18 protein-coding genes and 1 pseudogene are annotated in these 24,836 nt (G+C 73.2%); 16 read left to right on the plus strand and 3 right to left on the minus strand.

Translation table 11 applies throughout. The features are described from left to right. The 13 genes and pseudogenes from VFB40_RS04150 to VFB40_RS04205 all read left to right on the plus strand — a co-directional run. A pseudogene (locus VFB40_RS04150) lies at positions 1 to 535 on the plus strand (cobyrinate a,c-diamide synthase); the annotation flags it as partial. Beyond that, positions 523 to 1,362: a precorrin-2 C(20)-methyltransferase gene (cobI, locus tag VFB40_RS04155; RefSeq protein ID WP_324847925.1), complete on the plus strand. Its 840-nt coding sequence runs from the start codon at positions 523 to 525 to the stop codon at positions 1,360 to 1,362. The pseudogene VFB40_RS04150 and the gene cobI, both read left to right, overlap by 13 nt. A 26-nt stretch (positions 1,363 to 1,388) precedes the next feature. Continuing rightward, positions 1,389 to 2,306, plus strand: a complete 918-nt coding sequence (gene cobM, locus VFB40_RS04160; RefSeq protein ID WP_324847926.1) for a precorrin-4 C(11)-methyltransferase — start codon at positions 1,389 to 1,391, stop codon at positions 2,304 to 2,306. A 45-nt stretch (positions 2,307 to 2,351) separates the two neighbouring features. Next, positions 2,352 to 3,593 carry a cobalt-precorrin-5B (C(1))-methyltransferase gene (locus VFB40_RS04165; RefSeq protein ID WP_349261341.1) on the plus strand — a complete coding sequence of 414 codons (1,242 nt, stop codon included), beginning with the start codon at positions 2,352 to 2,354 and terminating at the stop codon, positions 3,591 to 3,593. Beyond that, positions 3,590 to 4,969 (plus strand): precorrin-6y C5,15-methyltransferase (decarboxylating) subunit CbiE, encoded by a 1,380-nt coding sequence (gene cbiE, locus VFB40_RS04170; protein WP_324847928.1) that lies wholly within the window; start codon positions 3,590 to 3,592, stop codon positions 4,967 to 4,969. The genes VFB40_RS04165 and cbiE (VFB40_RS04170) overlap by 4 nt, the downstream gene beginning before the upstream one ends. Then, the gene (cobJ, locus tag VFB40_RS04175; protein WP_324847929.1) at positions 4,966 to 6,684 is read left to right on the plus strand and encodes a precorrin-3B C(17)-methyltransferase; all 1,719 of its coding nucleotides are present in this window, start codon (positions 4,966 to 4,968) and stop codon (positions 6,682 to 6,684) included. Before cbiE (VFB40_RS04170) ends, cobJ begins: the two co-directional genes overlap by 4 nt. Then, entirely contained in the window at positions 6,672 to 6,881 is a 210-nt protein-coding gene (locus VFB40_RS28455; protein WP_349261340.1) for a ferredoxin family protein, read from the plus strand. Before cobJ ends, VFB40_RS28455 begins: the two co-directional genes overlap by 13 nt. Continuing rightward, positions 6,878 to 7,519, plus strand: coding sequence for a precorrin-8X methylmutase (locus VFB40_RS04180; protein ID WP_324847930.1), 642 nt, complete (start codon positions 6,878 to 6,880; stop codon positions 7,517 to 7,519). The genes VFB40_RS28455 and VFB40_RS04180 overlap by 4 nt, the downstream gene beginning before the upstream one ends. Continuing rightward, positions 7,516 to 8,562, plus strand: a complete 1,047-nt coding sequence (locus VFB40_RS04185; protein WP_324847931.1) for a sirohydrochlorin chelatase — start codon at positions 7,516 to 7,518, stop codon at positions 8,560 to 8,562. The genes VFB40_RS04180 and VFB40_RS04185 overlap by 4 nt, the downstream gene beginning before the upstream one ends. 10 nt (positions 8,563 to 8,572) lie before the next feature. Beyond that, positions 8,573 to 9,889 (plus strand): precorrin-6y C5,15-methyltransferase (decarboxylating) subunit CbiE, encoded by a 1,317-nt coding sequence (gene cbiE, locus VFB40_RS04190; RefSeq protein WP_324847932.1) that lies wholly within the window; start codon positions 8,573 to 8,575, stop codon positions 9,887 to 9,889. Positions 9,890 to 10,208: 319 nt separating this feature from the next. Further along, positions 10,209 to 14,729, plus strand: coding sequence for a nicotinate-nucleotide--dimethylbenzimidazole phosphoribosyltransferase (gene cobT, locus VFB40_RS04195; RefSeq protein WP_324847933.1), 4,521 nt, complete (start codon positions 10,209 to 10,211; stop codon positions 14,727 to 14,729). A gap of 83 nt (positions 14,730 to 14,812) precedes the next feature. Beyond that, a complete protein-coding gene (gene cobA, locus VFB40_RS04200; protein WP_349261342.1) occupies positions 14,813 to 16,030 on the plus strand; it encodes a uroporphyrinogen-III C-methyltransferase in 1,218 nt (405 codons plus the stop codon). 5 nt (positions 16,031 to 16,035) lie between these two features. Next, a complete protein-coding gene (locus VFB40_RS04205; protein WP_324847935.1) occupies positions 16,036 to 16,878 on the plus strand; it encodes a TrmH family RNA methyltransferase in 843 nt (280 codons plus the stop codon). Positions 16,879 to 17,141: 263 nt separating this feature from the next. Here VFB40_RS04205 and VFB40_RS04210 read toward each other — a convergent pair whose 3' ends face one another. The 3 genes from VFB40_RS04210 to VFB40_RS04220 all read right to left on the minus strand — a co-directional run bounded on the left by VFB40_RS04210 (position 17,142) and on the right by VFB40_RS04220 (position 20,472). Further along, positions 17,142 to 17,879, minus strand: a complete 738-nt coding sequence (locus VFB40_RS04210) for a type 1 glutamine amidotransferase (RefSeq protein ID WP_324847936.1) — start codon at positions 17,877 to 17,879, stop codon at positions 17,142 to 17,144. 2 nt (positions 17,880 to 17,881) lie between these two features. Then, positions 17,882 to 19,195, minus strand: a complete 1,314-nt coding sequence (locus VFB40_RS04215; RefSeq protein ID WP_324847937.1) for a MurT ligase domain-containing protein — start codon at positions 19,193 to 19,195, stop codon at positions 17,882 to 17,884. A 203-nt stretch (positions 19,196 to 19,398) separates the two neighbouring features. Beyond that, positions 19,399 to 20,472, minus strand: a complete 1,074-nt coding sequence (locus VFB40_RS04220; RefSeq protein ID WP_324847938.1) for a hypothetical protein — start codon at positions 20,470 to 20,472, stop codon at positions 19,399 to 19,401. A gap of 150 nt (positions 20,473 to 20,622) precedes the next feature. Between VFB40_RS04220 and VFB40_RS04225 the strand changes: the two genes are divergently transcribed. From VFB40_RS04225 to VFB40_RS04235, 3 genes are all read left to right on the plus strand, one after another. Then, positions 20,623 to 23,208 carry a DEAD/DEAH box helicase gene (locus tag VFB40_RS04225; protein ID WP_349261343.1) on the plus strand — a complete coding sequence of 862 codons (2,586 nt, stop codon included), beginning with the start codon at positions 20,623 to 20,625 and terminating at the stop codon, positions 23,206 to 23,208. A 127-nt stretch (positions 23,209 to 23,335) separates the two neighbouring features. Next, entirely contained in the window at positions 23,336 to 23,974 is a 639-nt protein-coding gene (locus tag VFB40_RS04230; protein ID WP_324847940.1) for a hypothetical protein, read from the plus strand. Positions 23,975 to 24,110: 136 nt separating this feature from the next. Then, complete coding sequence (locus tag VFB40_RS04235) at positions 24,111 to 24,815, plus strand: ACT domain-containing protein (protein WP_324847941.1); 705 nt, start codon at positions 24,111 to 24,113, stop codon at positions 24,813 to 24,815. Positions 24,816 to 24,836: the final 21 nt, after the last annotated feature.

The following is a 24,836-nucleotide window of genomic DNA, read 5'->3' on the forward strand; positions in this document are numbered from 1 at the left end:
GGTGACCCCCTTCGATCCGCTGCACGACGAGAAGCTGCCCGACGGGACCCGCGCGCTGGTGATCGGCGGCGGGTTCCCCGAGGTGTACGCGCCCGAACTCTCTGCGAACACGCCGCTGCGCGAGGCGGTCCGGAACCTGGCCGAGGACGGCGGCGTCATCGCGGCCGAATGCGCGGGACTGCTGTATCTCGCCGAATCGCTCGACGGCGAACCGATGTGCGGCGTGCTGCCCGCATCGGCCGAGATGACCAAGCAGCTGACCCTCGGCTATCGCGAAGCGGTCGCGCCGACGCAAAACGCGCTCTGCGATGCGGGCACGCGCGTAGCAGGGCACGAATTTCACCGCACCAAGCTCGCCCCGGGCGCGGGGAGCCCGGCGGCCTGGCTGTGGGCAGCGGATCACGCGCCGGGCGGCAGCGTCTCGGAAGGCTATGCGCTCGGTCGGGTGCATGCTTCGTACCTGCACCTGCATTGGGCCGGAACGCCGTCGATCGCCGCCCGGATCGTGCAGGGGGCTGCCGCATGGACCCCTTGATCGCTTCCGCACTCGCCGAAGCAGCGGCGCACCGGACGACGTCCCAGGCGGCGTCCCAGGAGGCGCACTGGGAGCTGATCGGGGTCGGCGTCGGGCCCGGCGACCCCGAACTGCTCACCCTGAAGGCCGCGCGTGAGCTGCGCGAAGCGGACCTCGTATTCGCGCCGACCACTGCGCTGGACAAGCCGTCGCGGGCCGCGCACATCGTACACGAGGCGGTCGGTATCGAGGCGAAACCGCTCGTCTTCGCCCTCGACGACACCGGCGGGCTGACCGAGGCGCGCACCGCTGCCTGGGACGAGGCCGGACGCGTTGTCGCGGACGCGTTTCACGGTGGGGCGCGTCGCGTCGCGTTCGCGACCCTCGGCGACCCCAACCTTTACTCGACCTTCACTTACCTCGGGCACACGGTCACTGCGGCCGAGCCGGGAATCAGGATCCGAACGGTCCCCGGAATCACCGCCATGCAAGACCTGGCCGCGCGTGCCGGTGTTCCGCTGGCTGAAGGCCGCGAATCGCTCACGCTCGTCCCGGTCGCCGGTAGCGAGGCCGATCGCTCGCTCGACGCGATGGAGGCCGCGCTCGCCGGAACAGGCACCGTCGTGGTCTACAAGGGCGGCCGCCATCTGGCCGCCCTCGTCTCAGCAGTCGAACGTGCCGGTCGAACCGAGCACGCTGTGCTCGGTACCGACCTGGGCCTGCCCGGCGAGGCGATCTCGCGGCTCGCCGACCGCGTGGCGGCAGCCGAGACGTCGCCGGCCCGAGCGCCCTACTTCACGACCCTGATCGCACCGCCTGCGCGCGGGCAGCGCGGAGGTGCACTGTGACGATCGAAACTGCGACGACTAACAGCGTGACGACTAACAGCGTGGCCGAGACGGCGGCGGGGCCCGGCAAGGTGACCTTCATCGGCGCCGGTCCCGGCGCGGCCGACCTGATCACCCTGCGCGGGGCGCGCGCGATCGGCGAAGCGGACATCGTGATCTGGGCCTCCAGCCTCGTGCAGGAGGAGATCCTGCAGCACGCGAAGCCGGGCGCCGAGATCGTCGACTCAGCCGCGCTCCCGATCGAGGGCGTACTGCCTTACTACGAGCAGGCCGCCGCCGGAGGCTTGCGGGTGGCGCGGGTGCACTCCGGCGATCCCGCGCTCTGGGGGGCCGTCCAGGAGCAGCTCGACCGCGCGAGCGAGCTCGGCCTCGAGGTGGAGATCGTGCCCGGCGTCTCGGCCTTCTCCGCAGTCGCGGCGCTCGCCCAGCGCGAACTGACGATCCCACAGGTCGCCCAGTCGGTGATCCTCACCAGGCTGGAAGGCGGCAAGACCCCGATGCCGCCGGGCGAGTCGATCCGCGCGTTCGCCGCACACGGCACGACGATGGCCGTGTTCCTTTCCGCCGCCCGCTCCGGCCAGCTCGCCGCCGAGCTGCTGGCAGGGGGGTACGCCCCGGAAACGCCGGTGATCGTCGCATCCCGCGCCACCTGGCCGGATGAGGAGCTGGCGCACTGCACCGTGGCCACGCTGGAGGAAACGGTCAAGGCCCGCAAGCTGTGGAAGCACACGCTCTTCCTGGTCGGCCCCGCCCTGGCCGCGCACGGCACCCGCTCGCACCTCTACCACCCGGGACACTTCCACGGTCACCGCCGCGCCGACCCGGCCGCCCGCGTCCGACTGCGTGCGAACGGCACGGCGAGCGGCGCGACGAGTGGCACGGTGAGCGGCACGGCGACAACCTCCGGCGAGGCCCGGCAGGCCGCGCTGCCGGACCCGAAGTAGGGTCCCGACGTGAGCGAACTTCGCGAGCCCGACCTGCCGCGCACCATGAAGACGCGCGGCGGCAAGGCGTTGCGCAGCGGCTGGACCACCGGGACCTGCTCGGCGGCGGCGGCGAAGGCGGCGACGTTCGCGCTGCTCTCGGGCAAGCCCACCGAGCGGGTCGAGGTGGCGCTGCCCGGCAAGGACGGCCAATGGGCGCAGCGGGTGACGTTCCCGGTCGAGCGCTGCGAAGAGCTGAAGCCCGGCGCCTGGCAGGCCGTCGTGGTCAAGGATGCCGGCGACGACCCTGACGTCACGCACGGCGCTCACCTGACCGCGACCGTGTCGTGGCGGGAAGGGAAGGGTGTCGGCGCGGCTGCGGCTGCGACGCAGAGTGCGATCAGCCTCGCGGGCGGGGGAATCGAACTCGAAGGCGGCGAGGGCGTCGGCGTCGTGACGAAGCCGGGGCTCGGCTTGGAGATCGGCGGTCCGGCGATCAACCAGGTGCCCCGCGCGATGATCGAACGGGCCGTCAGCGAAGCGCTCGGGACGGGAGCATCGGGGCAGGGCGAGGGTCAGGGCCAGAGCGCGCAGGCGACAGCCGACGGACGGGTCCTGCGCGTCGTGATCTCGGTGCCCGGCGGCGAGGTCATGGCCCGCAAAACGACGAACCGGCGGCTCGGCATCCTCGGCGGTATCTCGATTCTCGGCACGACCGGCATCGTGCGACCGTTCTCTACCGCATCGTGGCGCGCGTCGGTCGAGCAAGCCGTCGCGGTTCTCGGCGCTCAGGCAGAAAGCACGAACGCGCCGCTGCCGCCGCTCGTCCTGTGCACCGGCGGCCGCACCGAAAAGGGTGCGATGGCGCTGCTTCCGGGCCTGCCCGAAGTCTGCTTCGTCGAGGTCGGCGACTTCACCGGCGCGGCGCTGCGAAAGGCCGTCGAGCACGCGGTACCCGAGGTCGTCTTCGTAGGAATGATCGGCAAGCTCACGAAGCTCGCCGCAGGCATTCTGATGACGCATTACACGCGCTCGGCAGTCGATACGGACGTCCTCGCCGACATCACGAGGCGGGCCACCGGCGATGACGCGGTGGCCGAGCGGGTGAGCGCGGCGAACACCGCGCGCCACGCGTACGAGGTCTGGCAGGACGCAGGCGTGCTCGACTCGTGCGGCCGAGTGCTCTGCGACCAGGTCGCCGGCGTGCTGGAGCGGTTCGCCGAGGGACACATCGCGGCGCGCGCGGCCCTCGTCGACTTCACCGGCAAGACGCTCGTGGCGGCCAGCTCGAACTGGGTCGCCGCATGAGCGCCGTCGAGGTCGATTCCGCCAAGACCGCAGCGCGCATAGCGGTCATCGGCTGGGACGGCGCGCCCCTGTCTGGCGCTGCGCGGGAAGCACTCGACGAGGCCACGCTCGTCGTCGGCGGGGCGCGGCACCTCGAAGCGCTCGGGCTGCACCCCGAGCCGGAGAAGGCGAGCAAGGACGGCCGCGCGACGATCACGCTCGGCCCGCTGGCGCCGGCGCTTCGTGCGCTGGCAGAGCATGACGGACCGGCCGCCGTGCTCGCTTCCGGCGATCCCGGGTTCTTCGGCGTGCTACGAGCGCTGACGGACGCGGGGTTCGAACCGGCCGGCGTGTATCCGGCGGTCTCGTCGATCGCGACGGCTTTCGCGAGGGCGGGGATCACGTGGGACGACGCTCTCGTGGTCAGCGCGCATGGAGCGGGGGACGGCCGCGAGCTGCGGCGAGCGGCGAACGTGTGTCGCGCGCACGCGAAGGTCGCGGTGTTGACCGGGCCGGGCGCCGGACCGCGTGAGCTGGCGCGTGAGCTGCTGAGTGGAGGTCTCGCTGGCGAGCGCGTGTTCGTCGTCGCCCAGCGGTTAGCGCACCCGCTTATTAACAGGCCCACCAAAGTACACACCAAGGCCGAGATCGACGCCGAAACCGGAGCCGGGGCCGATGCCGAAACCCGTGTCCGCGGCGGCGAGGAGCGAGGCGAGCGGATCGAGTTTCTAGCGCTTGCTCAGGCGGCAGAGCGTGACGACTTCGCGGAGCCGAACGTCGTGCTGTGCCTGGCTCCACGGCCGCGATCCAGTACGAAGCGGTGGTTAGCTGGCTGGAGTGGGCCGGCTGACGAATGGGCGATGGGGGAATCGGCTTTCGAGCATCGTGACGGCCAGATCACCAAGGCCGAGGTGCGCGCGCTGGTGCTGGCTCGGCTCGCCCCGCGAGTCGGCGAGCTGGTGTGGGATCTCGGCGCGGGCTCCGGCTCGGTGGGCGTCGAGTGCGCGCGGTTCGGCGCGGCCATCGTCGCCGTCGAGCAGGACGCGGCTTCGTGTGAACGCATCGCGGCGAACGCTTCGGCGCACGCGGTGGATGTGGCGGTGATCCATGGACGCGCCCCGGGCGTGCTGAGCGGCTTGCCGCGTCCGGATGCCGTGTTCGTCGGCGGCGGAGGGGTCGACGTCGTGCGTGCCGCATTGGAGCGTGGGCCGGCCCGGATCGTGGTCGCGCTGGCGAGCGTGGAGCGGGTGGGCGAGGTGGTTCGGTCGCTGGAGGCAGACGGTCGTGTGGTCGGCGGGGTGCTGAGCCAGTCCTCGCGGATGGTGCCGTTGCCGGATGGGACGCACCGCTTCGCCGCTCTCAATCCTGTCTACATCGTGTGGGGGAGTGCCGCGTGATCGGTTTGGTGGCTGCCACGGCCGCGGGACGTGCTGCTTCGGCTGCGTTGGCTGCGGCGTGGGGCGGGGACGCGCGTGTCTACGGCGGCGACGATCAGTCCGCTGGGGATGCGCTACGGGCTGCGTTTGCCGAGTGTGATGCGGTGGTTTCTTTCCTCGCGGTGGGCGCGACGGTTCGCGTGCTGGCTCCGCTGCTGCAACACAAGTCCCAGGATGCGGCGGTCGTGTGCGTCGATGAGTCGCGGCTGTTCGCGGTCGCCGTGCTCGGTGGGCATCACGGTGCGAACGAGCTGGCGGGGCGGGTGGCTGAGGTGCTTGATTGCACGCCGGTGATCACGACCGCGTCCGACGCGTCGGGCGTGGCTGCGCTTGATTCGTTCGGGGCGGATCTCGGGTTCGTGATTGAGAATCCGGGGCGGCTGGCTTCGGTCGGAGCGCGGGTTCTCTCCGGTGAGCCGGTGACGGTGTTCGGCGCGGAGCGTTGGCCGCTGCCCGCGTTGCCGCCGAACGTGACGGCGACGCTTTGTCCCGCTGAGGCGGACATCGTGATCTGCGATGAGATTGTCGAGGTGCGCGAGGGCGCGCTGGTGTATCGGCCGGCGTCGCTGGTCGTAGGCGTCGGGGCGTCGCGGGGCGTCAGCTCGCAAGAGGTGCTGGACACGATCGATGCCGCACTCGCGGCTGGCGGCCTGGCAGCGCGGTCCGTGGTCCGGCTCGCCTCGGTTGATGCGAAGGCTGATGAGGCGGGGCTGGTGGAGGCTGCGCGCACGCGCGGCTGGCCGGTCGTGTTCCACGCGGCGGCCGAACTCGCGGCGGTCGAGGTGCCGAACCCTTCGCAGGTCGTCGCTGCGGAAGTGGGGACGGCGTCGGTGGCGGAGGCCGCGGCTCGCTACGCGGGGCCGACGCGGCCGTTGGCTGATTTGGTCGTCGAGAAGGTCAAGTCGCCGATGGCGACGGCCGCGGTCGCGCGGTTGCGGCCGCGTGGTCGGCTCGCGGTGGTCGGGCTTGGTCCCGGTGCGCGCGATCTGCTGGCGCCGCGTGCGGTGACCGAGTTGCGCCGGGCGAGCGTCGTGGTCGGGCTGGATCAATACATCGAGCAGGTCAGGGATCTGCTACGGCCCGGTACGCAGATCCGCGCCAGCGGTCTCGGCGCGGAGGAGGAGCGGGCGCGCAGCGCGGTCGAGTTGGCTCGGACCGGCTTGGCTGTCGCGCTGATCGGTTCCGGCGACGCCGGGGTGTACGCCATGGCGTCGCCCGCGTTGGACCACGCTGATGCTGACGACGTCGATGTGATCTGTGTCCCGGGGATCACCGCCGCGACCGCGGCGTCGAATGTGCTCGGTGCCGCCCTCGGGCACGACCACTGCTCGATTTCGCTCTCTGATCTGCATACGCCGTGGGAGGCGATCGAGCGTCGAGTGCGCGCGGCGGCGGAGGGCGACTTCGTGGTCTCCTTCTACAACCCGCGCTCCCGGCAGCGCGATTGGCAGTTGGGCAAGGCGCTGGGGATCTTGGTCGAGCACCGGCCGGGTTCGACGCCGGTCGGGTGGGTGCGCAACGCTTCGCGGCCGGATGAGAGCCGGGGGCTGACCACGCTGGAGCTGTTCGATCCGGCGGTGGTCGACATGTACACGGTCGTGACGGTCGGGTGTTCGCAGTCGCGGATCGTCGGCGGCCGGTTCGTGACGCCGCGGGGGTACGCATGGGCGCGCTGACGCATGAGGCCCTGGTCGCGGAGGTCGGGGCTTGCCAGGGGTGCGGCGCCTGCCTGCTGACCTGCCCGGAGCACGCGTTTCGGCCGCGCGCCGGGCAGTTGCTGGTGGTGGCGGAGCGGTGTTCCGGGTGCGGGGAGTGTGTTGAGGTGTGTCCGGTGGACGCGATCGAGCTGGTCGAGAGGGGGAGTGGCCGGTGAGGAGCGTGCACGCGATCGAGCAGGAGTCGTACGCGATCTTGCGGGCGCGGCTGGCGGACCGGTTCCCGGCGGCGGCTTCGTGGCCGGCGCTGGCGCGAGCCGTGCTGGAGAGGGTTGTGCACGCCAGCGCGGATCTCGACTACGCCGAGGATCTGGTGCTGCCGCCGGAGCCGGTGCTGGCCGAGGCCGCTGCCGCGCTGCGGTCCGGGGCGCCGATCGTCGCGGACGTGGCGATGGTCGCGGCCGGGATCACGCGCCGCGAGGCAGTGTGCCGCATCACGGACCCTCACGCGGCCGAGCTGGCGGCGGCGGAGGGGATCACGCGCTCGGCCGCGGCGCTGCGGCTCGCCGCCCGCGAGGCCGGGCCGGGGGCCGTGTACGTCGTCGGGTGCGCGCCGACGGCGTTGTTCGAGTTGATCGAGCACTGCGACGAGTACCGGCCACTGCTGGTGATCGGATTGCCGGTCGGGTTCGTCGGCGCGACCGAGTCGAAAGCCGCGCTGCGCGCGCACGAAGGGTTGTCGGCGCGGGCGGTGTCGAATCGCAGCGGCAAGGGCGGTTCGGCGGTGGCCGCCGCCGCCGTCAACGCCCTGTTGTATTTCGAGTCGAGCAGCGAATCCGAGTGGAGCCGAACGTGACCTCATTGTTGATCGTCGGGCACGGCACCCGGGACGACGAGGGCGCGGGCCAGTTCCGGGCGTTCGTGGAGCGCGTCGGCGAGCGCGCGCGGGGGCGGGCGGACGTGCCGGTCGAGGCGGTGGCCGGCGGTTTCATCGAGCTGTCGCCGCCGCCGCTGCGGGACACTGTCGCGCAGCTCGTATCGCAGGGGCGGCGTGACGTGGTCGCGGTGCCGCTGATCCTGCTGGCTGCGGGGCACGCGAAGGGCGACATCCCCGCGGCGTTGGCGCGGGAGCGCGGCCGGAATCCGGGGCTGCGGACTCGGTACGCGCGGCCGCTGGGCGTGCATCCGGAGATCATCGGTTTGCTGCGTGCGCGGCTGGCCGCCAGTGCCCAGCCGAAGCCGGACGCGGTGCTGATGGTGGGGCGCGGGACGACGGACCCGGATGCGAACGCTGATTTGCATCGGGCGGCCCGGCTGCTCTGGGAGACGACCCGGGATTCGGGGGTGGAGTTCGTCGAACCGGCGTTCGTCTCACTGGCGCGCCCGTCGGTCGGCGAGGGGCTGGAGCGGTTGGCGCGGCTGGGCGCGCGGCGGGTCACGGTGCTGCCGTATTTCCTGTTCGCGGGCGTGTTGCCGGACCGGATCGTCGAGCACAGCGAGCGGGCCGCCGAGACGCTCGGCCTTGACGTGACCGTCGGGCGCCTGCTGGGGGACTCCGGGCTCGGGGACGGCGACGTGCTGACCGACCTGGTCTTGGACCGGTACGCCGAGGCGCTGGCCGGGCCGGTGGCGGTCAACTGCGACGCCTGCGTGTACCGGATCGCGATGCCGGGATTCGAGGACCGGGTCGGCGCGGCGCAGCGCCCGCACGATCACCCGGACGATCCGGCCGGACACCATCACCATGGTCACGGGCACGACCACAGCAGCGGACACATGCACGCCCATGCACACCAGCATCCTGGCGAACAGCCGCACGAAAAGGAGCACTCAGCCCAGGGAACTCAGGACTCGCATTCGCCGGTAGTTAGTCACACGGGCCCGGCATCCGTGCGATGATCGGACGGCCATGGGATCGCAGGAGTTGAGCGGGCGCAGCGCGCGGGTGACCGTCCTCGGGTTCGACGGGTCTCCCCCTTCCCCTCAGGCGCGCCGGGCGCTGGCGGAGGCGACGCTCGTCGTCGGGAACATCAGGCATTTGGACGCGCTGCCGATCCCGGAGACGGCGCGACGCATCTACATGGGCGGCCTGGGCTCCGCGCTGACGCACCTGGCGCTGCACGACGGGCCGGCGGTGGTGGTCGCGTCGGGCGACCCCGGGTTCTTCGGGGTGGTGCGGGCGCTGCGGGACCAGGACATCAGGGTACGTACGCTGCCGGCGATCTCGTCCGTGGCGGCCGCGTTCGGGCGGATCGGCGTGGCCTGGGAGGACGCCCTCGTGGTCGCGGTCGACGCGGCCTCGGACGGGGTGGACCCGACGGAGCGGGCCACGGCGGGCCGCTCGGTGTTCGACCCGGCGGCCGGGCGTCCGGTCTCGACGTTGCGTACGGCGGCGAATCTGTGCCGGGCGCATCCGAAGGTGGCGGTGCTGACCGGTCCGGGCGCGGGTCCGCGGGAGCTGGCGGTGGAGCTGCTGGGTCCGGACAAGCACCCGCTGGAGCGCACGCTGATCGTGGCGCAGCGGCTCGGCGAGCCGGAGGAGTCGGTGGAGTGGCTGAGCCTTGAGGAGGCCGCGGGCCGACACCACTGGGGCGAGCCGAGCATCGTGCTGTGCATCGACGAGGATCGCACCGCGCCGCCGCGTCCGCCGCTGCTGGCGGGCTGGGGCGGGCCGCCCGGGAGCTGGGCGCTGCCGGAGAACGCGTTCGTGCACCGTACGGCGCGCATCACCACCTCCGAGGCGCGGGCGCTGGTGCTGGCCAGGCTGGCGCCCCGGCCCGGAGCGCTGGTGTGGGACGTCGGCGCGGGCTCGGGTTCGGTCGGTATCGAGTGCGCGCGGCTGGGCGCGGCGGTCATCGCGGTGGAGCGGGACGCGGACTCGTGTGAGCGGATCGACCTGAACGCGACGATGCACGGCGTCGAGGTGCGCGTGGTGCGCGGACAGGCTCCGGCGGCGCTGCTGGACCTGCCCCAGCCGGACGCGGTGATGGTCGGCGGCGGCGGGGTGGAGATCATCCGCGCGGCGATGAACCGGGACCCGCGGATCGTGGTGGTCACGCTCTCGGCCATCGACCGGGTGGCGGAAGCGAAGCAGGCCCTGAAGGTGTCGGGCCGCAAGGTCGACGGGGTGCTGCTGCAGTCCTCGCGGCTGGCGCCGATGCCGGGCGACGCGCACCGCTTCGCGGCGGTCAACCCGGTGTTCGTGCTGTGGGGCGAACGGCCGTGAACGACGCGGGTGCGCGTGCCGGCGGGGGTCCTTACCGGTGCAACGGGTCGAGGGCGCGGGTGCGTCAGTCTTCCGAGTGGATGGCGTCACTCACTCGGACCGCGTACTGGTTCCGAGGGTGGCGGGCGGTGGCCAATACTGGCTCGCGGACGCTGCGCGTGGCCGGCGGGCTTTCCCGGCCGTCGGTGAATCCCGATAGGGTACGTGATCGCCTCGCCGGCGGCGGGGGCGGGCAGTTCGCGCCTGGAGCCGGGCCGGTTTCGCGTGCGGTGCGCGCGAGGCGCCGGGCGGCGTGGGCCACTGGGATCGAGGAGGCGTGATGAGCGGCACCGACGAGTTCGGGAACGGCGGCTACGGCACGGGTGAGTTCGACCGTGCCGGGGCCGAGGCCGGGCCCGGAGCGGCCGCGCGCACCGCGCCTCCGACGGGTCCGCGGGTGCCGGCGGCGGGAGTGCCGCATCAGGGTCCTGCGGCGGGTGGCGACGCGCCGGGCGGTGCGATGGCGGGCGGCGGTGTGGCGGGGGCGCCGTGGCTGGCGGCCGGGAGCGTTCCCTACGCGGAGGCGGTGTTCGGCGGGGCGGGGCAGCCGGACGGTACCGGCCAGCGCGCGGCGGGCGCGGGTCGGCGTGGCGTGCCGGACGCGCAGCAGCGGCCGGGGGCCGGTGCGGTAGGAGCGCAGGTCCCGCCGCCACGGGCGCAGCAGACGCAGGGTCAGGGGGACGCCGGGTACGGCGGCGAGGTGTACGGCGAGGGATACGTCAACGGATACGGGTCGCGTGCGGGCGGGATGCCGCAGGTCCCGCAGCAGCGGTTCGACGCGTCGCCGTTCGATTCGGGCTTCACACAGCAGGGCCGGCGCTTCGAGGCGCGCGATCAGTCACGCCCGGGCGGATACGACCCGGCGGCGAGCGGTCCGCAGCCGGGTCCGCAGCCGGGACAGGCAGGGTTCGAACGCGCCGGGTACGATCCGGCGGCGTCGAGCGCGGGGTTCGAGCGTCCGGGTTTCGAATCCGGCGCGTACGAGCAGGCCGCGCCGCCGCCGGGATTCGACGCGCCGACCACGGAGTTTCGCCCCGGCCCGATGTTCGACGAGCCGACGGTGCGCCCGGGAGCTCCGGCTGCGGTGGCGGGCGGTCCGCAGCAGCCGGGTGCGGGCGCGGCGCCGGGCGGATTGAACGGTCGCGGCTCGGTGTTCTCCTCGCGTCAGGCGCCGGTGAACGGTTCGGCGCCGCAAGCGGCGGGCTCAGGTGCGCCGAGCGCGTCGGGCACGACGCAGCGTCCGTCGATGAGCGGACCGGGGACGTGGACGGCGGCGCCTCCTCCGGCGCAGCAGGGTTCTGCGCCCGGGGCGCAGGGCCGGGAACCGGCCGCGGCAGCTCAGCCAGGACAGCAAGCTCAGCAGGGTCAGCAACCGCAGCTAGCTCAGCCGGGGCAGCAGCAGCCTGCGCAGGATGGTCCGCAGCCGACGTCGGCCGGTGGTAGCGGGCAAGTCCCGCTCGGTCAGTCGCCTTCGGTGTCGGGTATCCCGCGGGTGCCGTCGCCGACCGCCGCGGGCGCCAGGCCGCCGGTGCCGGACGAGCCGTTGCCCGGCCCGCCGCCGCTGCCGACCCGTCCGCCGCGCGCGGAACGTCAAGCACAGCAGGCCGCGCAAGCACAGGCCCAGGCTCAAGGCCGTATTCAGGGCACTGTGCCGCAGGCGGCGGCCGCACGCGAGACCCTTACGCCGCCGCGCCGCCCTGTCGTCGCGCCGCAACAACCGCAGCCGCAGGCACCTGGAGTGCAGCAGCTGCAGACACAAGCACAGGCACCTGGAATGCAACAGCCCTTACAGCAGCAGCCGAGCCCGCCCGCGTCTGCCGCCGCGCAGCCCGCACCAGCCGAGGCCGCGCAGTCCGGCCAGATCGCCGAACAGGCCGGTCAAGCCGGTCGCCCCGGACCGGAACGCGGAGCCGACGACCTGAGCAGCGAGCGCCTGCGGTCCGTCGCTCCGGTGCCGCAGCCGCGCGGCGCGGCAGGAGAGGGCGCGGCCGCGACGGCGACCCGACCCGGATCGTCAGGCTCCTTCGACGCACTCGCCGACGAGAGCCCGTCACCCAAGGGCGAAGCCGGCGAGGAGATGGTCGCGCCATGGCAGGCCGCTCCGGCTGCCGAGGCTGTCGACATCGAGGCCACACAGCCCGTTCCCCCGGGGTTCGGGCAGGTCCCGCCGTCCGCGCAACCGCACCAGCAGAGCCCGAACACGGCGCAGCAAGTACCGCAGCAGGCGGCAGCGCAGGCTCCGGCAGGCGCGCCGTCGCAGGCTGTGCACAGCGCGGCACCCAGCCGAGCCGAAGCCGCTGCGGCGCACGCCCGCAATCAAGCATCTGATCAGCAGCAGGCACAGGTTCCGGCCCAGGCGCAGGTTCAAGCGCAGCCGCAGGCCACCGTGTCGGCACCGGCGCAGACGTCGACGCCTGCTGCACCTGCCGCCACCGACCAGACTCAGACCACTGTGGGGCAAAGCCCGAACCAGGCGCAGGCGCCTGCCGCGCAGCAGCCTGGCCAGGTCCAGGTGCCCGCCGCCGCGGCTGCCGCTGCGGCACCGCAGACGTCCGAGCAGCCCACCTCCGCTCCGGCGGCCGCCACAGCTCGCGCGGCGGCACCTCAGCAGCCTGCGCAGGCACCAACTGCCGCCACCCCTGCCCCGCGGAGCGCTCAGGCACCGCCCACCATCGCTGCCGCCGCGCAGAACGCTGCAGCGAACATGCCCGCGCCGCGCGGAACCCGCCGCCGCGTCGCAGAGCCCTCACCCGATGAGAAGGTCGCCGCCCCGGCGAGCGCCCCGGCGCAGAACCCTGCCGTCGCGCAGCAAGCGGTCGCCAGCCGCACCGCAGCGACGACCGCGCCCGCCGCCTCGGCCCCCGCTCCGGCAAACGCCCAGGCAGCGCCCGCGGTGCAGCGGCAAGCCACCGCCGCACCGCAGCAGCAAACCGCAGCCGCCGCCCCCGCCGCCGTGCCGCAACATCAGCCGCAGCCGCAGGCCCAGCCGCAAGCTGCCGCCGTGCAGCGGCAGCCCGGCCAAGATCCGAACCGCGCGCCCGCCTACGAAGACGACGCGCTCGCCGCCGTCTACCGGGTCATCCACGAGCGCCGGGACGTGCGCAACGACTTCCTGTCCGACGAGGTGCCCACCGAGACCCTCACCCGCATCCTGGAAGCCGCGCACACCGCCCCCTCCGTCGGGTTCTCCCAGCCCTGGGACTTCCTGGTCATCCGCGACGAGGCGATGCGTCGGCGGGTGCACGACCTGGCCGTGCGCCAGCGCCGCTCCTATGCCCAGTCCCTGCCCAAGGCCCGCGCCCGCGCGTTCGCCGCGCTCAAGATCGAGGCGATCCTCGACACCCCGGTCAACATCGTGGTCACTTGCGACCCGACCCGCGGCGGCCGACACACCCTCGGCCGCTACTCCCAGCCGATGATGGCCCCGTTCTCCTCCTGCCTGGCGGTGGAGAACCTGTGGCTGGCCGCCCGCGCCGAAGGACTGGGCGTCGGCTGGGTGTCCTTCTTCGACGAGCGGGAACTCGCCGCGGTCCTGGACTTGCCGGATCATCTGCAGGTCGTGGCGTATCTTTGCGTCGGATATGTCAAGTCCTTCCCCCAGGAGCCGGAACTGGCCGGAGCCGGATGGGCCAAACGCCGCCCGTTGGCGTGGGCCGTGCACGAGGAGCGTTTCGGGCGCCGCGCGCTGCCCGGCGCGCAGCCGATCTCGCTGCTCAACGAGACCGTCGACGCGATCCGCGGCCTCGACCCCGAGGCCCTGGCCGCGGCGCGCGACCGGCAGTCGCGGATGACCAAGCCGCCGGGGTCGCTCGGCGTCCTGGAGGCGGTCTCCGAGCAGTTGGCCGGGCTCGCCGGGGTCTGCCCGCCGCCGCTGCCCGAGCCCGCGGCCCTCGCGGTGTTCGCCGCGGACCACGGCGTGCACGCCCAGGGCGTGACCCCCTGGCCGCAGGAGGTCACCGCGCAGATGGTCGCGAACTTCCTGGCCGGCGGCGCGGTGGTCAACGCGTTCGCCAAGCAGGTCGGCGCCGAGGTGTGCGTCGTGGACGTCGGAGTCAACGCAGAACTGACCCCGCAGACCGGCCTGATCCCGCGCAAGGTGTGCTACGGGACCGCGGACATGACCCAGGGGCCGGCGCTCACCCGCGAAGAGGTCGTCGCGGCCCTCGAAGCCGGGATCGAGACCGCGCGCGACCTGGTCGCGGCGGGCAACCGCTGCCTGCTGACCGGGGACATGGGCATCGCGAACACCACCGCCTCGGCCGCGCTGATCGCTGCGTTCACCGGAGCGTCCCCGGCGCAGGTCACCGGCTACGGCACCGGGATCGACGAGCAGACCTACGCCCACAAGGTCGAGGTCGTGCGCGCCGCGCTGGCGCTGCACCGGCCGGACCCGCAGGACCCGGTCGGCGTGCTGGCCGCGTTCGGCGGGTTGGAGCACGCGGCGCTGGCCGGCTTCATCCTCGGCTCCGCGGCGCTGCGCATTCCGGTCGTGCTCGACGGCGTGATCGCCGGCGCGGCCGCGCTCGTCGCGCAGGCCCTGAGCCCCGAGGTGACGGTGGCGTGCGTCGCGGGACACCGCTCGGCGGAACCCGGGCACGCCCTCGCCCTCGAAGCCCTCGGCATCACACCGCTGATCGACCTGGAGCTGCGGCTCGGCGAAGGCTCCGGGGCGGCGCTGGCGCTGCCGCTGGTCGGCGCCGCGGTGCGCGCGCTGCGCGAGGTGGCCACGTTCGACGACGCTGGTGTCGCCGACGCCAGCGAAGCGAGCGTGCTGCCGCCCACCGAACGGGAACGCACGTGACCGTCACCCCGCCCCCGGGCGGCGAACAGAACCCTGCCGGCGCTTCGTCCGCGCCCGCGACGCCGGACCCGTACCTCGCCGGACTGCGGCTCTCCGGGCGGCGCGTCGTCGTGGTCGGCGGCGGACCGGTCGCCTCGCGCCGCGTCGCCGGACTGCTCGGCGCCGGCGCACACGTCGAGCTGATCGCGCCGCACGCCACCCCGGCGCTCGACGCCCTGGCCGCAGCGGGCCGCGTGGCCTGGCACGAACGCCCCTACCAGGCCGGCGACCTGGCCGACGCGTGGTACGCCGTGGCCGCGACCAACGACCAGGCGGTCAACGCCGCGGTCGCCGCCGAAGCCGAAGCCGCCCGCGTCTTCTGCTCCCGCGCCGACGACGCCGCGACCTCCACCGCATGGACCCCCGCGGTCGGACAGCACGCCGGAGTGCAGGTCGCAGTCCTCAGCCCCGGGGTGATGCACGGCGGCGACCCGCGCCGCTCCCAGCGGGTGCGCGACGCCGTCGTCGAGGGCCTGCGCGAAGGCACCCTCAACGCCCCCCGCTTCCGCGAACGCCCCGCCGGCGTCGCGCTGGTCGGCGGCGGGCCCGGCGACCCGGACCTGATCACCGTGCGCGGGCGGCGGCTGCTGGCCGAGGCCGACGTCGTGGTCGCCGACCGGCTCGCCCCCCAGGCGCTGCTCGACCAGCTCGCTCCCGACGTCGAGCTCGTCGACGCCGCGAAGATCCCGTACGGGCGGGCGATGGCGCAGCAGGAGATCAACCGGATCCTGATCGAGCGCGCAAAGGCCGGGAGGTTCGTGGTCCGGCTCAAGGGCGGCGACCCGTACGTGTTCGGCCGCGGCTACGAGGAGCTGATCGCCTGCACCGAGGCCGGCATCGCGGTCACCGTCGTGCCCGGGATCACCAGCTCGGTCGCCGTGCCCGCACTGGCGGGCATCCCGGTCACGCACCGCGGGGTGGCGCACGAGTTCACCGTCGTCTCCGGGCACATCGCCCCGGACCACCCCGACTCGCTGGTCGACTGGGCCGCACTCGCGCAGGCGCGCGGCACGCTGGTGCTGCTCATGGCCGTCGAGCGCATCGGCGCGATCGCACAGACCCTGATCGGGCACGGTAAGGACCCTGCGACGCCGCTGGCCGCGATCCAGGACGGCGCGATGCCCGGTCAGCGCGCCGTGCACACCACCCTCGGGAACGCCGCGGCGGACCTCGCGGCCGCAGGGGTGCGCCCGCCGGCGATCGTCGTGCTCGGCCCGGTCGTCGCCCTGGCCCGCGACACGGCGCGCACGGCGGGGTCCTGACCGAGGTGCCGCTGGACCTGACCGGGCGGCTGGTGCGCCTCGCCCGGGCCGACGACCCGCGGCTGCACGACTACGTGGGCCTGACCGACATGCAACTGCGCACCCGCACCGAACCGGAAGCGGGCCTGTTCATCGCCGAGGGCGAGAAAGTCATCGCGCGCGCCGTCGACGCCGGATATCCGATGCGCTCGATGCTGCTGTCCGACAAATGGCTGCCCGTGATGGGCCCGGTGCTCGAGCGCACCAACGCGCCGGTGTACGTCGGCGGGATTGACCTGCTGGAACAGGTCACCGGCTTCCACGTGCACCGCGGCGCCCTGGCCGCGATGAGCCGGCTGCCGCTGCCCGACCCCGCCGCACTCCTGGAGCGCTCGCAGCGCGTGGTGGTGCTGGAGAAGGTCAACAACCACACCAACATCGGCGCGATCTTCCGCAGCGCGGCCGCGCTCGGCATGGACGCGGTGCTGCTCGCCCCTGACTGCGCCGACCCGCTCTACCGGCGCGCGGTACGCGTCTCGATGGGCACCGTGTTCGCGGTCCCGTACGCGCGTCTAGGCGCAGACCCCGACGGACCGCCGTGGCCGCGCGCCCTGGACCTGCTGGCCGAGCACGGATACCGGCGCCTGGCGCTGACCCCCGCGCCGGACGCGATCGACCTGCGCGAGCTGCGCCTCGGGCCGCGGGAGAAGGTCGCGCTGCTGCTCGGCTCCGAGGGCGAAGGACTCTCCCCGCGCGCCTTTGCGGCCTGCGACCTGCGAGTACGCATCCCGATGGCGCCCGGGGTCGACTCGCTGAACGTCGCAGCGGCGGCCGCGGTCGCGTGCTACGCCCTGACCGGGACCGGCTGACCGACTCGCCTGTCCCGGTGCCAGGATGCCTGGTGCCGGGATGCTGCCGTAGCCGCCGAGCGTCAGCGAGGCGGCGGAGCGCGCGGCAACCACCTGGCTGGCGTCCCGCTCAACGGGACAGCCAACCGGTTGTCCTGCGCAACGAGACAACCAACCGGCAACCTCGGATGTCCGAGTCAAACGGACACCACCGACCGCCCGCTCCGTCATTTACCGGACGGTCTATGAGCGGGACAAGATCGCGAGAAGCAGTCAGTCCCGGTCTACGCGCCGACAGCCGCGAGCCGCTCCTTGCGCAGGCGCAGGTGCCAGCCGTCATCCACCGGGGACGCGGCCGGGTTGCCGTCGGCCCAGGACAGGACCAGGTCCGCGAGCGCCGGGTTGCGGGCGAGCACCGGGCCGTGCAGGTACGTGCCCGCGATCTTCCCCGTGTGCGCGCCGTCCGTGCCGGCCCCGGCACCGTTTCCGTTGCCGACCCGCACCGTGCCCAGCGGCCGCACGCCCTCACCCAGCAGCGTGGTGCCCATGTGGTTCTCGAACCCGGTCAGCGCGCCCAAACCCACGCCGCCGACCGTCAGTTGCGGATCGGCGTCCGCGACCACCTCGCCGACGCAGCGCACACTGCCGCGATGCGAGGTCACGTCGATCAGCCCCAGCGCCGGCAGCACGCCCTCCTGCTCGTCGTAGAAGGTGTGGCCCATCAGCTGGAAACCCGCGCACACCGCGAGCACCGCCGCTCCGCGCTCCGTCGCCCGCGTCAGACCCGGGTCCTTGCGCAACCGCTCGGCGGCCAGGCGCTGCGGACGGTCCTCGCCGCCGCCGATCAGGTAGATGTCGCCCTGCTGCGGGATCGGCTGGTCGCTGCGCACGTCCACCCGCTCCACCGCGTGCCCGCGCGCCGCCGCCCGGTACGCCAGGATCAGCGCGTTGCCCTGATCCCCGTACGTGGACAGCAGATCCGGGTAGATCCACACGATCCGCAGTGCACTGTCACTCGCCACGATCAGGCACCCACCCTCGCGCGCAGCTGCTGGAACGCCGTGTAGTTCGCGATCACGTCGATCAGTCCCTCGGGCGCCGCGTCGACGGCGGCGTCCACGTCGTCGTACACGGTGAACTCGACCCCGGCGACCTGCAGGCGCACCGCCAGATCCAGGCGCCGCTGCCCGATCACCAGCACCGGCCGGCCGGCCAGGCGCGTGTAGTCCACATCCCACAGCCAGGAGGTGTCCGTGCCGTCGGCGGACAGGGCGTTGACCGACAGCAGCACCGGATGCCCGGCGCCGCCACCGTCGGCGCCGCCGGCGTCCGCCTCGGCCGCGACCAGGTCGAAGGTCTCCAGCCAGCCCGCGGGGTTCTTCGCCAGCAGCAGGCGCAGCCGCCGTCCCCGGTAGGTGACCGTGTCATAGCGGCCGGCGACCGCGGTGACCTGCTCCATGCGCGAGACCGCGCGCTGCGGGTCCACGCCGAACAGGGAGGCGACCGCCGCGGCCGTCGTCGCGTTCGCGCGGTTCGCGCGGCCCGGCAGTCGCAACCCGCCCAGCTCCACGCGCACGCCGAGCGGGTCGCGCAGCGCGTCGCCGTCCAAGCTCCACGCGGGCGCGGGACGGCGGAAGTCGCACTTGGCGCAGTGCCAGTCGGCGCTCGGGCGCTGCAGCACGCCGCCGCAGCGCGGGCAGGACCAGGCATCCTCCTGCCACGCCTGTCCGGCCGCGACCCACACCACGTTCGCGACCTCGCCCGCGGCCCACACCACCAGCGGGTCGTCGCAGTTGGCCACGACGGTGGCCGCGGTGCCGGCCAGGCCGTCGCGCCAGCGCTGGGCGAGCATCCGGGTTTCGGCGGCGCGGTCGAGCTGGTCGCGCGAGAGGTTCAGCAGCGCGATCACCCGCGGCTTGGTCTGCGCGGCCACCGTGGGGAGGTACTTCTCGTCGACCTCGATCACGGCGTGCCGAGCGTCGCGGTCGGAGGCCATCGCGGCGGTGATCCCGGCGGGCATGTTCGCGCCCAGCGCGTTGGACACCACCGGTCCCAGCGCCCGCAGCGCCTCGGCGATCAGGCGGGTGGTGGTGGTCTTGCCGTTGGTCGCGGACACCAGCACGCAGTCGCGTCCGGCGGTCAGCCGCGCCAGCAGTTGCGGGTCCAGACGCAGCGCTACCCGACCGCCGATCACCGCGCCTGAGCCGCGCCCGGCGGCGCGCGAGACCGCGCCGGTCACCTTGCCCGCCGCCACCGCGACCTTCGCGCGCGGCGGCAGCGGTGCGCCCGCCTTGCCTGCCGCGTCGTGGTCGTGCCCGCTCGCCACCGTCGTCGTCACCCGGTGCCCTTCCGTTCCGCCGCCGCGCCACGCCGAACCGGCCGGACCGCGTTGTTGAAGCGCGCCGCGGCGCACATGCTACCGCCCGCCATGATCCGCCGTGTTACCGCCGGGGACCGCAGGCACTTCGGGAACTGCCGGCGCTCGGCGTTCGCTGACCGCCCTCGCCCGGATCCCGAAGACCTGCGCGACCTGACGCCTGGTCAGAACAGCGCCAGGTCCGCGCACGAACGCATGGTGCGCCGCGTCGTGCCGCCGCCCGGCGCCTGGACGTCCACCGGGTCGCCGAACTCGAACAGGTCCACGGTCACCGCGTGATCCGCCGTCGGGTCGTCCGCCGGGGTCCAGTGCGGCAGCTCCAGGCGCAGCCGCACGATCCGCGGCCCGCTCTCGGCCGCGTCCTCGCTCGCGGTGCCGGAGAAATCCGGGACGGCCTCGCTCACCGCGTCCGACTCGTCCACGAACGCGGTGAGCACCAGCGTGTTCGCGCCGTGGTCGCGCAGCTGCCGGGCCAGGCGGGCCAGCAGCCGGTCCGGGTCCGCGGGCTTCGGCTTGAGCGTGACCGCGTACCCGGTCAGCACCTGCCCGTCGAACTCCTGGCGTCCCGCGGCCGTCACCGCGCCCGCCGCGCGCACACCGGCCGCCAGCACCGCGGGCTCCGCGTAGGCGTGCACACCGCATGCGTCGTTCTCGCTGAAGGTCTGCCAGGCGCGCTGCGGTCCGTCCTCGTCCTTCTCGTCCTGCGCGTCCAACGACTCGTCGTCCTCGGCCGCCGCGTCCGGGTCGTCGACGCCGTCGAGGTCAACGTCGGCCTCGTCGAGCAGATCGGCCTCGTCCGCCTCAGCCTCCAGCTCCGCGTCCGAGTCGATCTCCTCGCCGAGGTCCGCGTCGTCTTCGACCTCGTCCTCGTCGTCCACAGGAGAGACCACCGTCGCCGCACCGCCCGCTTTCGCGGCCGAGGCGTTCTTGCCGCCGCCGAGCTGTGCTTGCACCTCGTCATCCAGGATCGGCGCGCGGTACACGCTGGAGCCGACGCGTACGTATTCGAACGCGTGCTTACCGCGGATCACCGTCGCGCGCGAGCGGCGCGTCTCGAAGTCCACCGCGCCCTCGCCGATCGCGGTGCCCGAGCCGTGGCGGCAGCGCCACGTGGTCGACATCGACGCGGTCTCGAGACCCGCCAGCAGCTGCGCGATTTGCTCGGCGCTGACCGCCGTGCCGCTGCCCGCGCCCGCCGCGCTCTTACCCCGCCCGAACAGCCGTATCGACGCCATCATGGCCCCGCAGCCTAGCGGTCCCGGCCCAGCTCGCGGTAGCCGACGCCCACCATCTGAACCCCGGGCGCGCCGCGCCCGCGCCCCTGCCCGCCGCCCACCACCCGAACCCCGCCCGCGCCACGGCGAAAACCCGCCGCCGGCGCTGCGAGAATACCGGGCGTGGACCTCTTCGACCGGCTGCCCGACACGACCGACCCCGACGCGCTGTACGAGGCGTTCACCGGGTGGACCGACGCGCGCGGTCTGAGCCTCTACCCCGCGCAGGAGGAAGCCCTCATCGAGCTGTTCACCGGCGGCAACGTGATCCTGGCCACGCCCACGGGCTCCGGCAAGTCCCTCGTCGCCGCGGGCGGGCACTTCGCCGCCTACGCGCGCGGCCAGCGCTCCTACTACACCGCGCCCATCAAGGCCCTGGTCTCGGAGAAGTTCTTCGACCTGTGCGCGGCGTACGGGTCCGCGAACGTCGGCATGCTCACCGGCGACGCCTCGGTCAACCCGACCGCCCCGATCATCTGCTGCACCGCCGAGGTGCTGGCCAGCATCGCGCTGCGCGACGGGCGCGAGGCCGACGCCGGGCTCGTCGTCATGGACGAGTTCCACTTCTACGCCGACCCCGACCGCGGCTGGGCGTGGCAGGTGCCGCTGCTGGAACTCCCGCAGTCCCAGTTCCTGCTGATGTCCGCCACCCTCGGCGACGTCACCCGGTTCGAGGGCGACCTGACCCGCCGCACCGGCCGCCAGACCGTCACCGTGCGCAGTGCCGAGCGGCCCGTGCCGCTCTCCTACTCCTACCGGATGACCCCGCTGCACGAGACCGTCGAGGAACTGCTCGAAGGCGGACAGGCCCCGGTGTACATCGTGCACTTCACCCAGGCCGCCGCGATCGAACGCGCCCAGTCGCTGATGAGCGTGAACGTGTGCACCCGCGCGGAGAAGGAAGCGATCGCGACGCTGATGGGCGGGTTCCGGTTCACCACCAAGTTCGGCAAGACGCTCTCCCGGTTCGTGCGCCACGGCATCGGGGTGCACCACGCCGGGATGCTGCCGAAATACCGGCGCCTGGTCGAACGCCTCGCGCAGGCCGGGCTGCTGAAAGTCATCTGCGGCACCGACACCCTCGGCGTCGGGGTCAACGTCCCGATCCGCACCGTGCTGTTCACCGCCCTGTCCAAGTACGACGGGCGCCGGGTGCGGATGCTGCGTGCCCGCGAGTTCCACCAGATCGCCGGCCGGGCCGGCCGCGCCGGTTTCGACACCATCGGGTACGTCGCCGCGCAGGCCCCCGACCACGTCATCGAGAACGAACGCGCCCTGGCGAAGATCGGCGACGACCCGAAGCGGCGGCGCGGCTACACCCGCAAGAAGGCCCCGGAGGGCTTCGTCGCCTGGAGCGAGCAGACCTTCCAGAAGCTCATCGAGGCGGAACCCGAGCCGCTGGTCTCCCGCTTCCAGGTCACCCACGCGATGCTGCTGGCGGTCATCGCGCGGCCCGGCAACGCCTTCGACGCGATGCGCAAGCTGCTGACCGACAACCACGAGCCGCGCGCCGCCCAGCGCAAGCACATCCACCGCGCCATCGCGATCTTCCGCTCCCTGCTCGACGCGGGCGTCGTGGAGAAGCTTGACGAGCCGGACGAGACGGGGCGCACCCTGCGCCTGACCGTCGATCTGCAGCAGGACTTCGCGCTCAACCAGGCCCTGTCCACGTTCGCGCTCGCGGCCTTCGACCTGCTCGACCCGCTCTCCCCGAGCTACGCCCTCGACGTGCTCTCCGTCGTCGAATCAACGCTCGACGACCCGCGCCAGATCCTCGCCGCGCAGGAGAACAAGGCCAAGAGCGAAGCGGTCGCCGAGATGAAGGCCGCCGGCGTCGAGTACGAGGAACGCATCGAACGCCTGGCCGAGATCTCCTACCCCAAGCCCCTCGCGGAGCTGCTCGGACACGCCTACGACCTGTACCGGCGCGCGCACCCGTGGATCGGCGACCACCCGGTCAGCCCCAAATCCGTGGTGCGCGAGATGTACGAGCAGGCGATGACGTTCTCCGACTACGTCTCCGCGTACCAGCTCGCCCGCGCCGAAGGCATCGTGCTGCGATACCTCGCCGACGCCTACAAGACGCTGCGGCACACCGTCCCGGAGAGCACCAAGAGCGAAGACCTGCACGACCTGATCGAATGGCTCGGCGAGATCGTGCGGCAGGTCGACTCCAGCCTGGTCGACGAGTGGGAGGCACTGACCAACCCCGACGCCGCCGCGGAACTCGAGGCCACCGCCGACGACGCCCCGCCGCCGGTCACCGCCAATCCGCGCGCGTTCCGCGTCCTGGTGCGCAACGCCCTGTTCCGCAGGGTCGAGCTCGCGGCGAAGGACGATGTGGACGGCCTCGCCGAACTCGACGCGGACGACGCGCTGGTGCTCCAGGAGCTCGGGCTGCCGCCGACCGAGGAGTGGGACGGCGCGTGGAGCGCGGACGACTGGGACGAGGCGCTGGGGGAGTACTACGACCAGCACGACGAGATCCTCACCGGACCCGACGCGCGCGGCCCGAAGCTGCTGTTCGTGCAGGAGGACGAGCTCAACAGCAACCAGGACCGGGTCTGGAAGGTCCGGCAGGTGATCGACGACCCGGAAGGCGACCGCGACTGGATGCTGCGCGCCGAGGTGGACCTGGCGGCCAGCGACGCCGCCGGCCGCGCGGTGCTGCGGGTCCTGGACTTCGCCCGCCTCGGCTAGGCCCGCGGGCGGGCAGACAGCCGCAGCCGTTCGCACGGGTTTTCCCGGATTCTCAGCGTGATCACACCTATGTGTGATCTTGTGGAGGGTAGAGAAGGCGCCGTTCCCGAGACACGGAGGCTTGTCCATGCTGATCACCAACCACGTGCTGTCCGGAGCGCTGATCGGAGCGGCCGCCGAGAGCCCGGCCGCGGCGCTGCCACTCGGCGTCGCCTCGCACTTCGCGCTCGACGCGCTGCCGCACTGGGGCAAGTGGCTCAGCAAGTCCCACTTCCTGCGCGTCGCGGTCGCCGACGGCCTGACCGGGCTCGCCGTGATGGGCGCGGCCGCGGCAGTCACGCCCCCCGCGCGTCGGGCAGCGGTCATCGCGGGCATGGTCGGCGCCGCGGTCCCGGACATCGACAAGCCCACCCGGATCTTCTTCGGGTTCTCCCCGTTCCCGCGGCGCGTCGACGAATTCCACTCCCGCATCCAGGACGAGGCGCCCGGCAGGTTCTACAGTCACGAGCTGGTCGCCGGCGCGGTGTTCGCCGGCGGTTTCGCGGCGCTGACCGTCGCGGCCCGGCTCAGGGCCCGCAAGCGGGCGATGGACGCCGCGGCGGGCGCGGCGGCGGGTGAAGGTGCCCCGGCTGAAACCGGTGCCCCCCTTGAAACCGCTGCGCCTACTGAAACCAGCAGCCGAACCGGCGCCCGGATCCGCACCGGGCTCAGCGCGAGGGCCAGGGAGGCCGCGAGTCTGCTCGCCCCGGTTCGCCAGCGCTTGTGACACGCCGGCAACGGTCCGGAAACGCGGCGTAGCGAGACTGGCAGGGCCGGTCGACGGCGACGGCTTCTTCCGCGACATCCACTTCCGCCCGCCGGGCCGCCCGGCGCGGGCGGCAACGAGAGGTGAGGAGGACGGCGTGCTGTTGCGGCTGCGGATCTGGGTGGCCGACCGACCCGGGGCGCTCGGGCAGGTTACCCGGGAGCTGGGCGCCTGTGGCGCCGACATCGTGCAGGTCAGCGTCCTGAGCCGGGAACGCGGCCGGGCGCTGGACGAGATCACGGTGTTCCTGCCCGAACCCGAGCAGCAGGGCCGGCTGGAACGCTCCCTGCGCGCGCTCGGCTCCGTGGCCGTCGAGGGCATCCGGCCCTCCGGCGAAGTACCCGGCGCCTTCCCCGACCTCGACCTGCTCGGCCGCGTCGCCGCCGACCCGCGCGCCGCGCTCAACATCCTGGCCGACGCGATGCCGCGGATCCTGGCCGCGGACTGGGCCATCGCCGTGCACGCCGGAACCGCCGGGCCGCTGCCCGAATCCGCGGTACTCGCCCGCAGCTGGGACGCCCCGCGGGAGCCGGTCCTGCCCGAGCTTCCGCGCCGCGCCGCCACCGTGTCCGTCGGCCCGGCGCGCTACGCGTGCGCGCCGGTCGGTGACACCGGGGTACTGGTCGTCGCCTGCCGGATCGGGGATCCCGCGTTCCACCGATTCGAGGTCATGCGGCTGGCGCGAATCACCGAGGTCGCGGCGGCGATCGCAGGCTCGCGGCTCAGCGTGCGCGCCGCCGCGCCGGCGCCGGCGTCCGCCGCAGCCCAGGCGGCGCAGACGCAGTCCCCGGCCTCGAGTTAGGCGGGGGCGAGGGCTTTCTGG

This window comes from Actinocrinis sp., assembly GCF_035650855.1.
Classification (GTDB): domain Bacteria; phylum Actinomycetota; class Actinomycetes; order Streptomycetales; family Catenulisporaceae; genus Actinocrinis.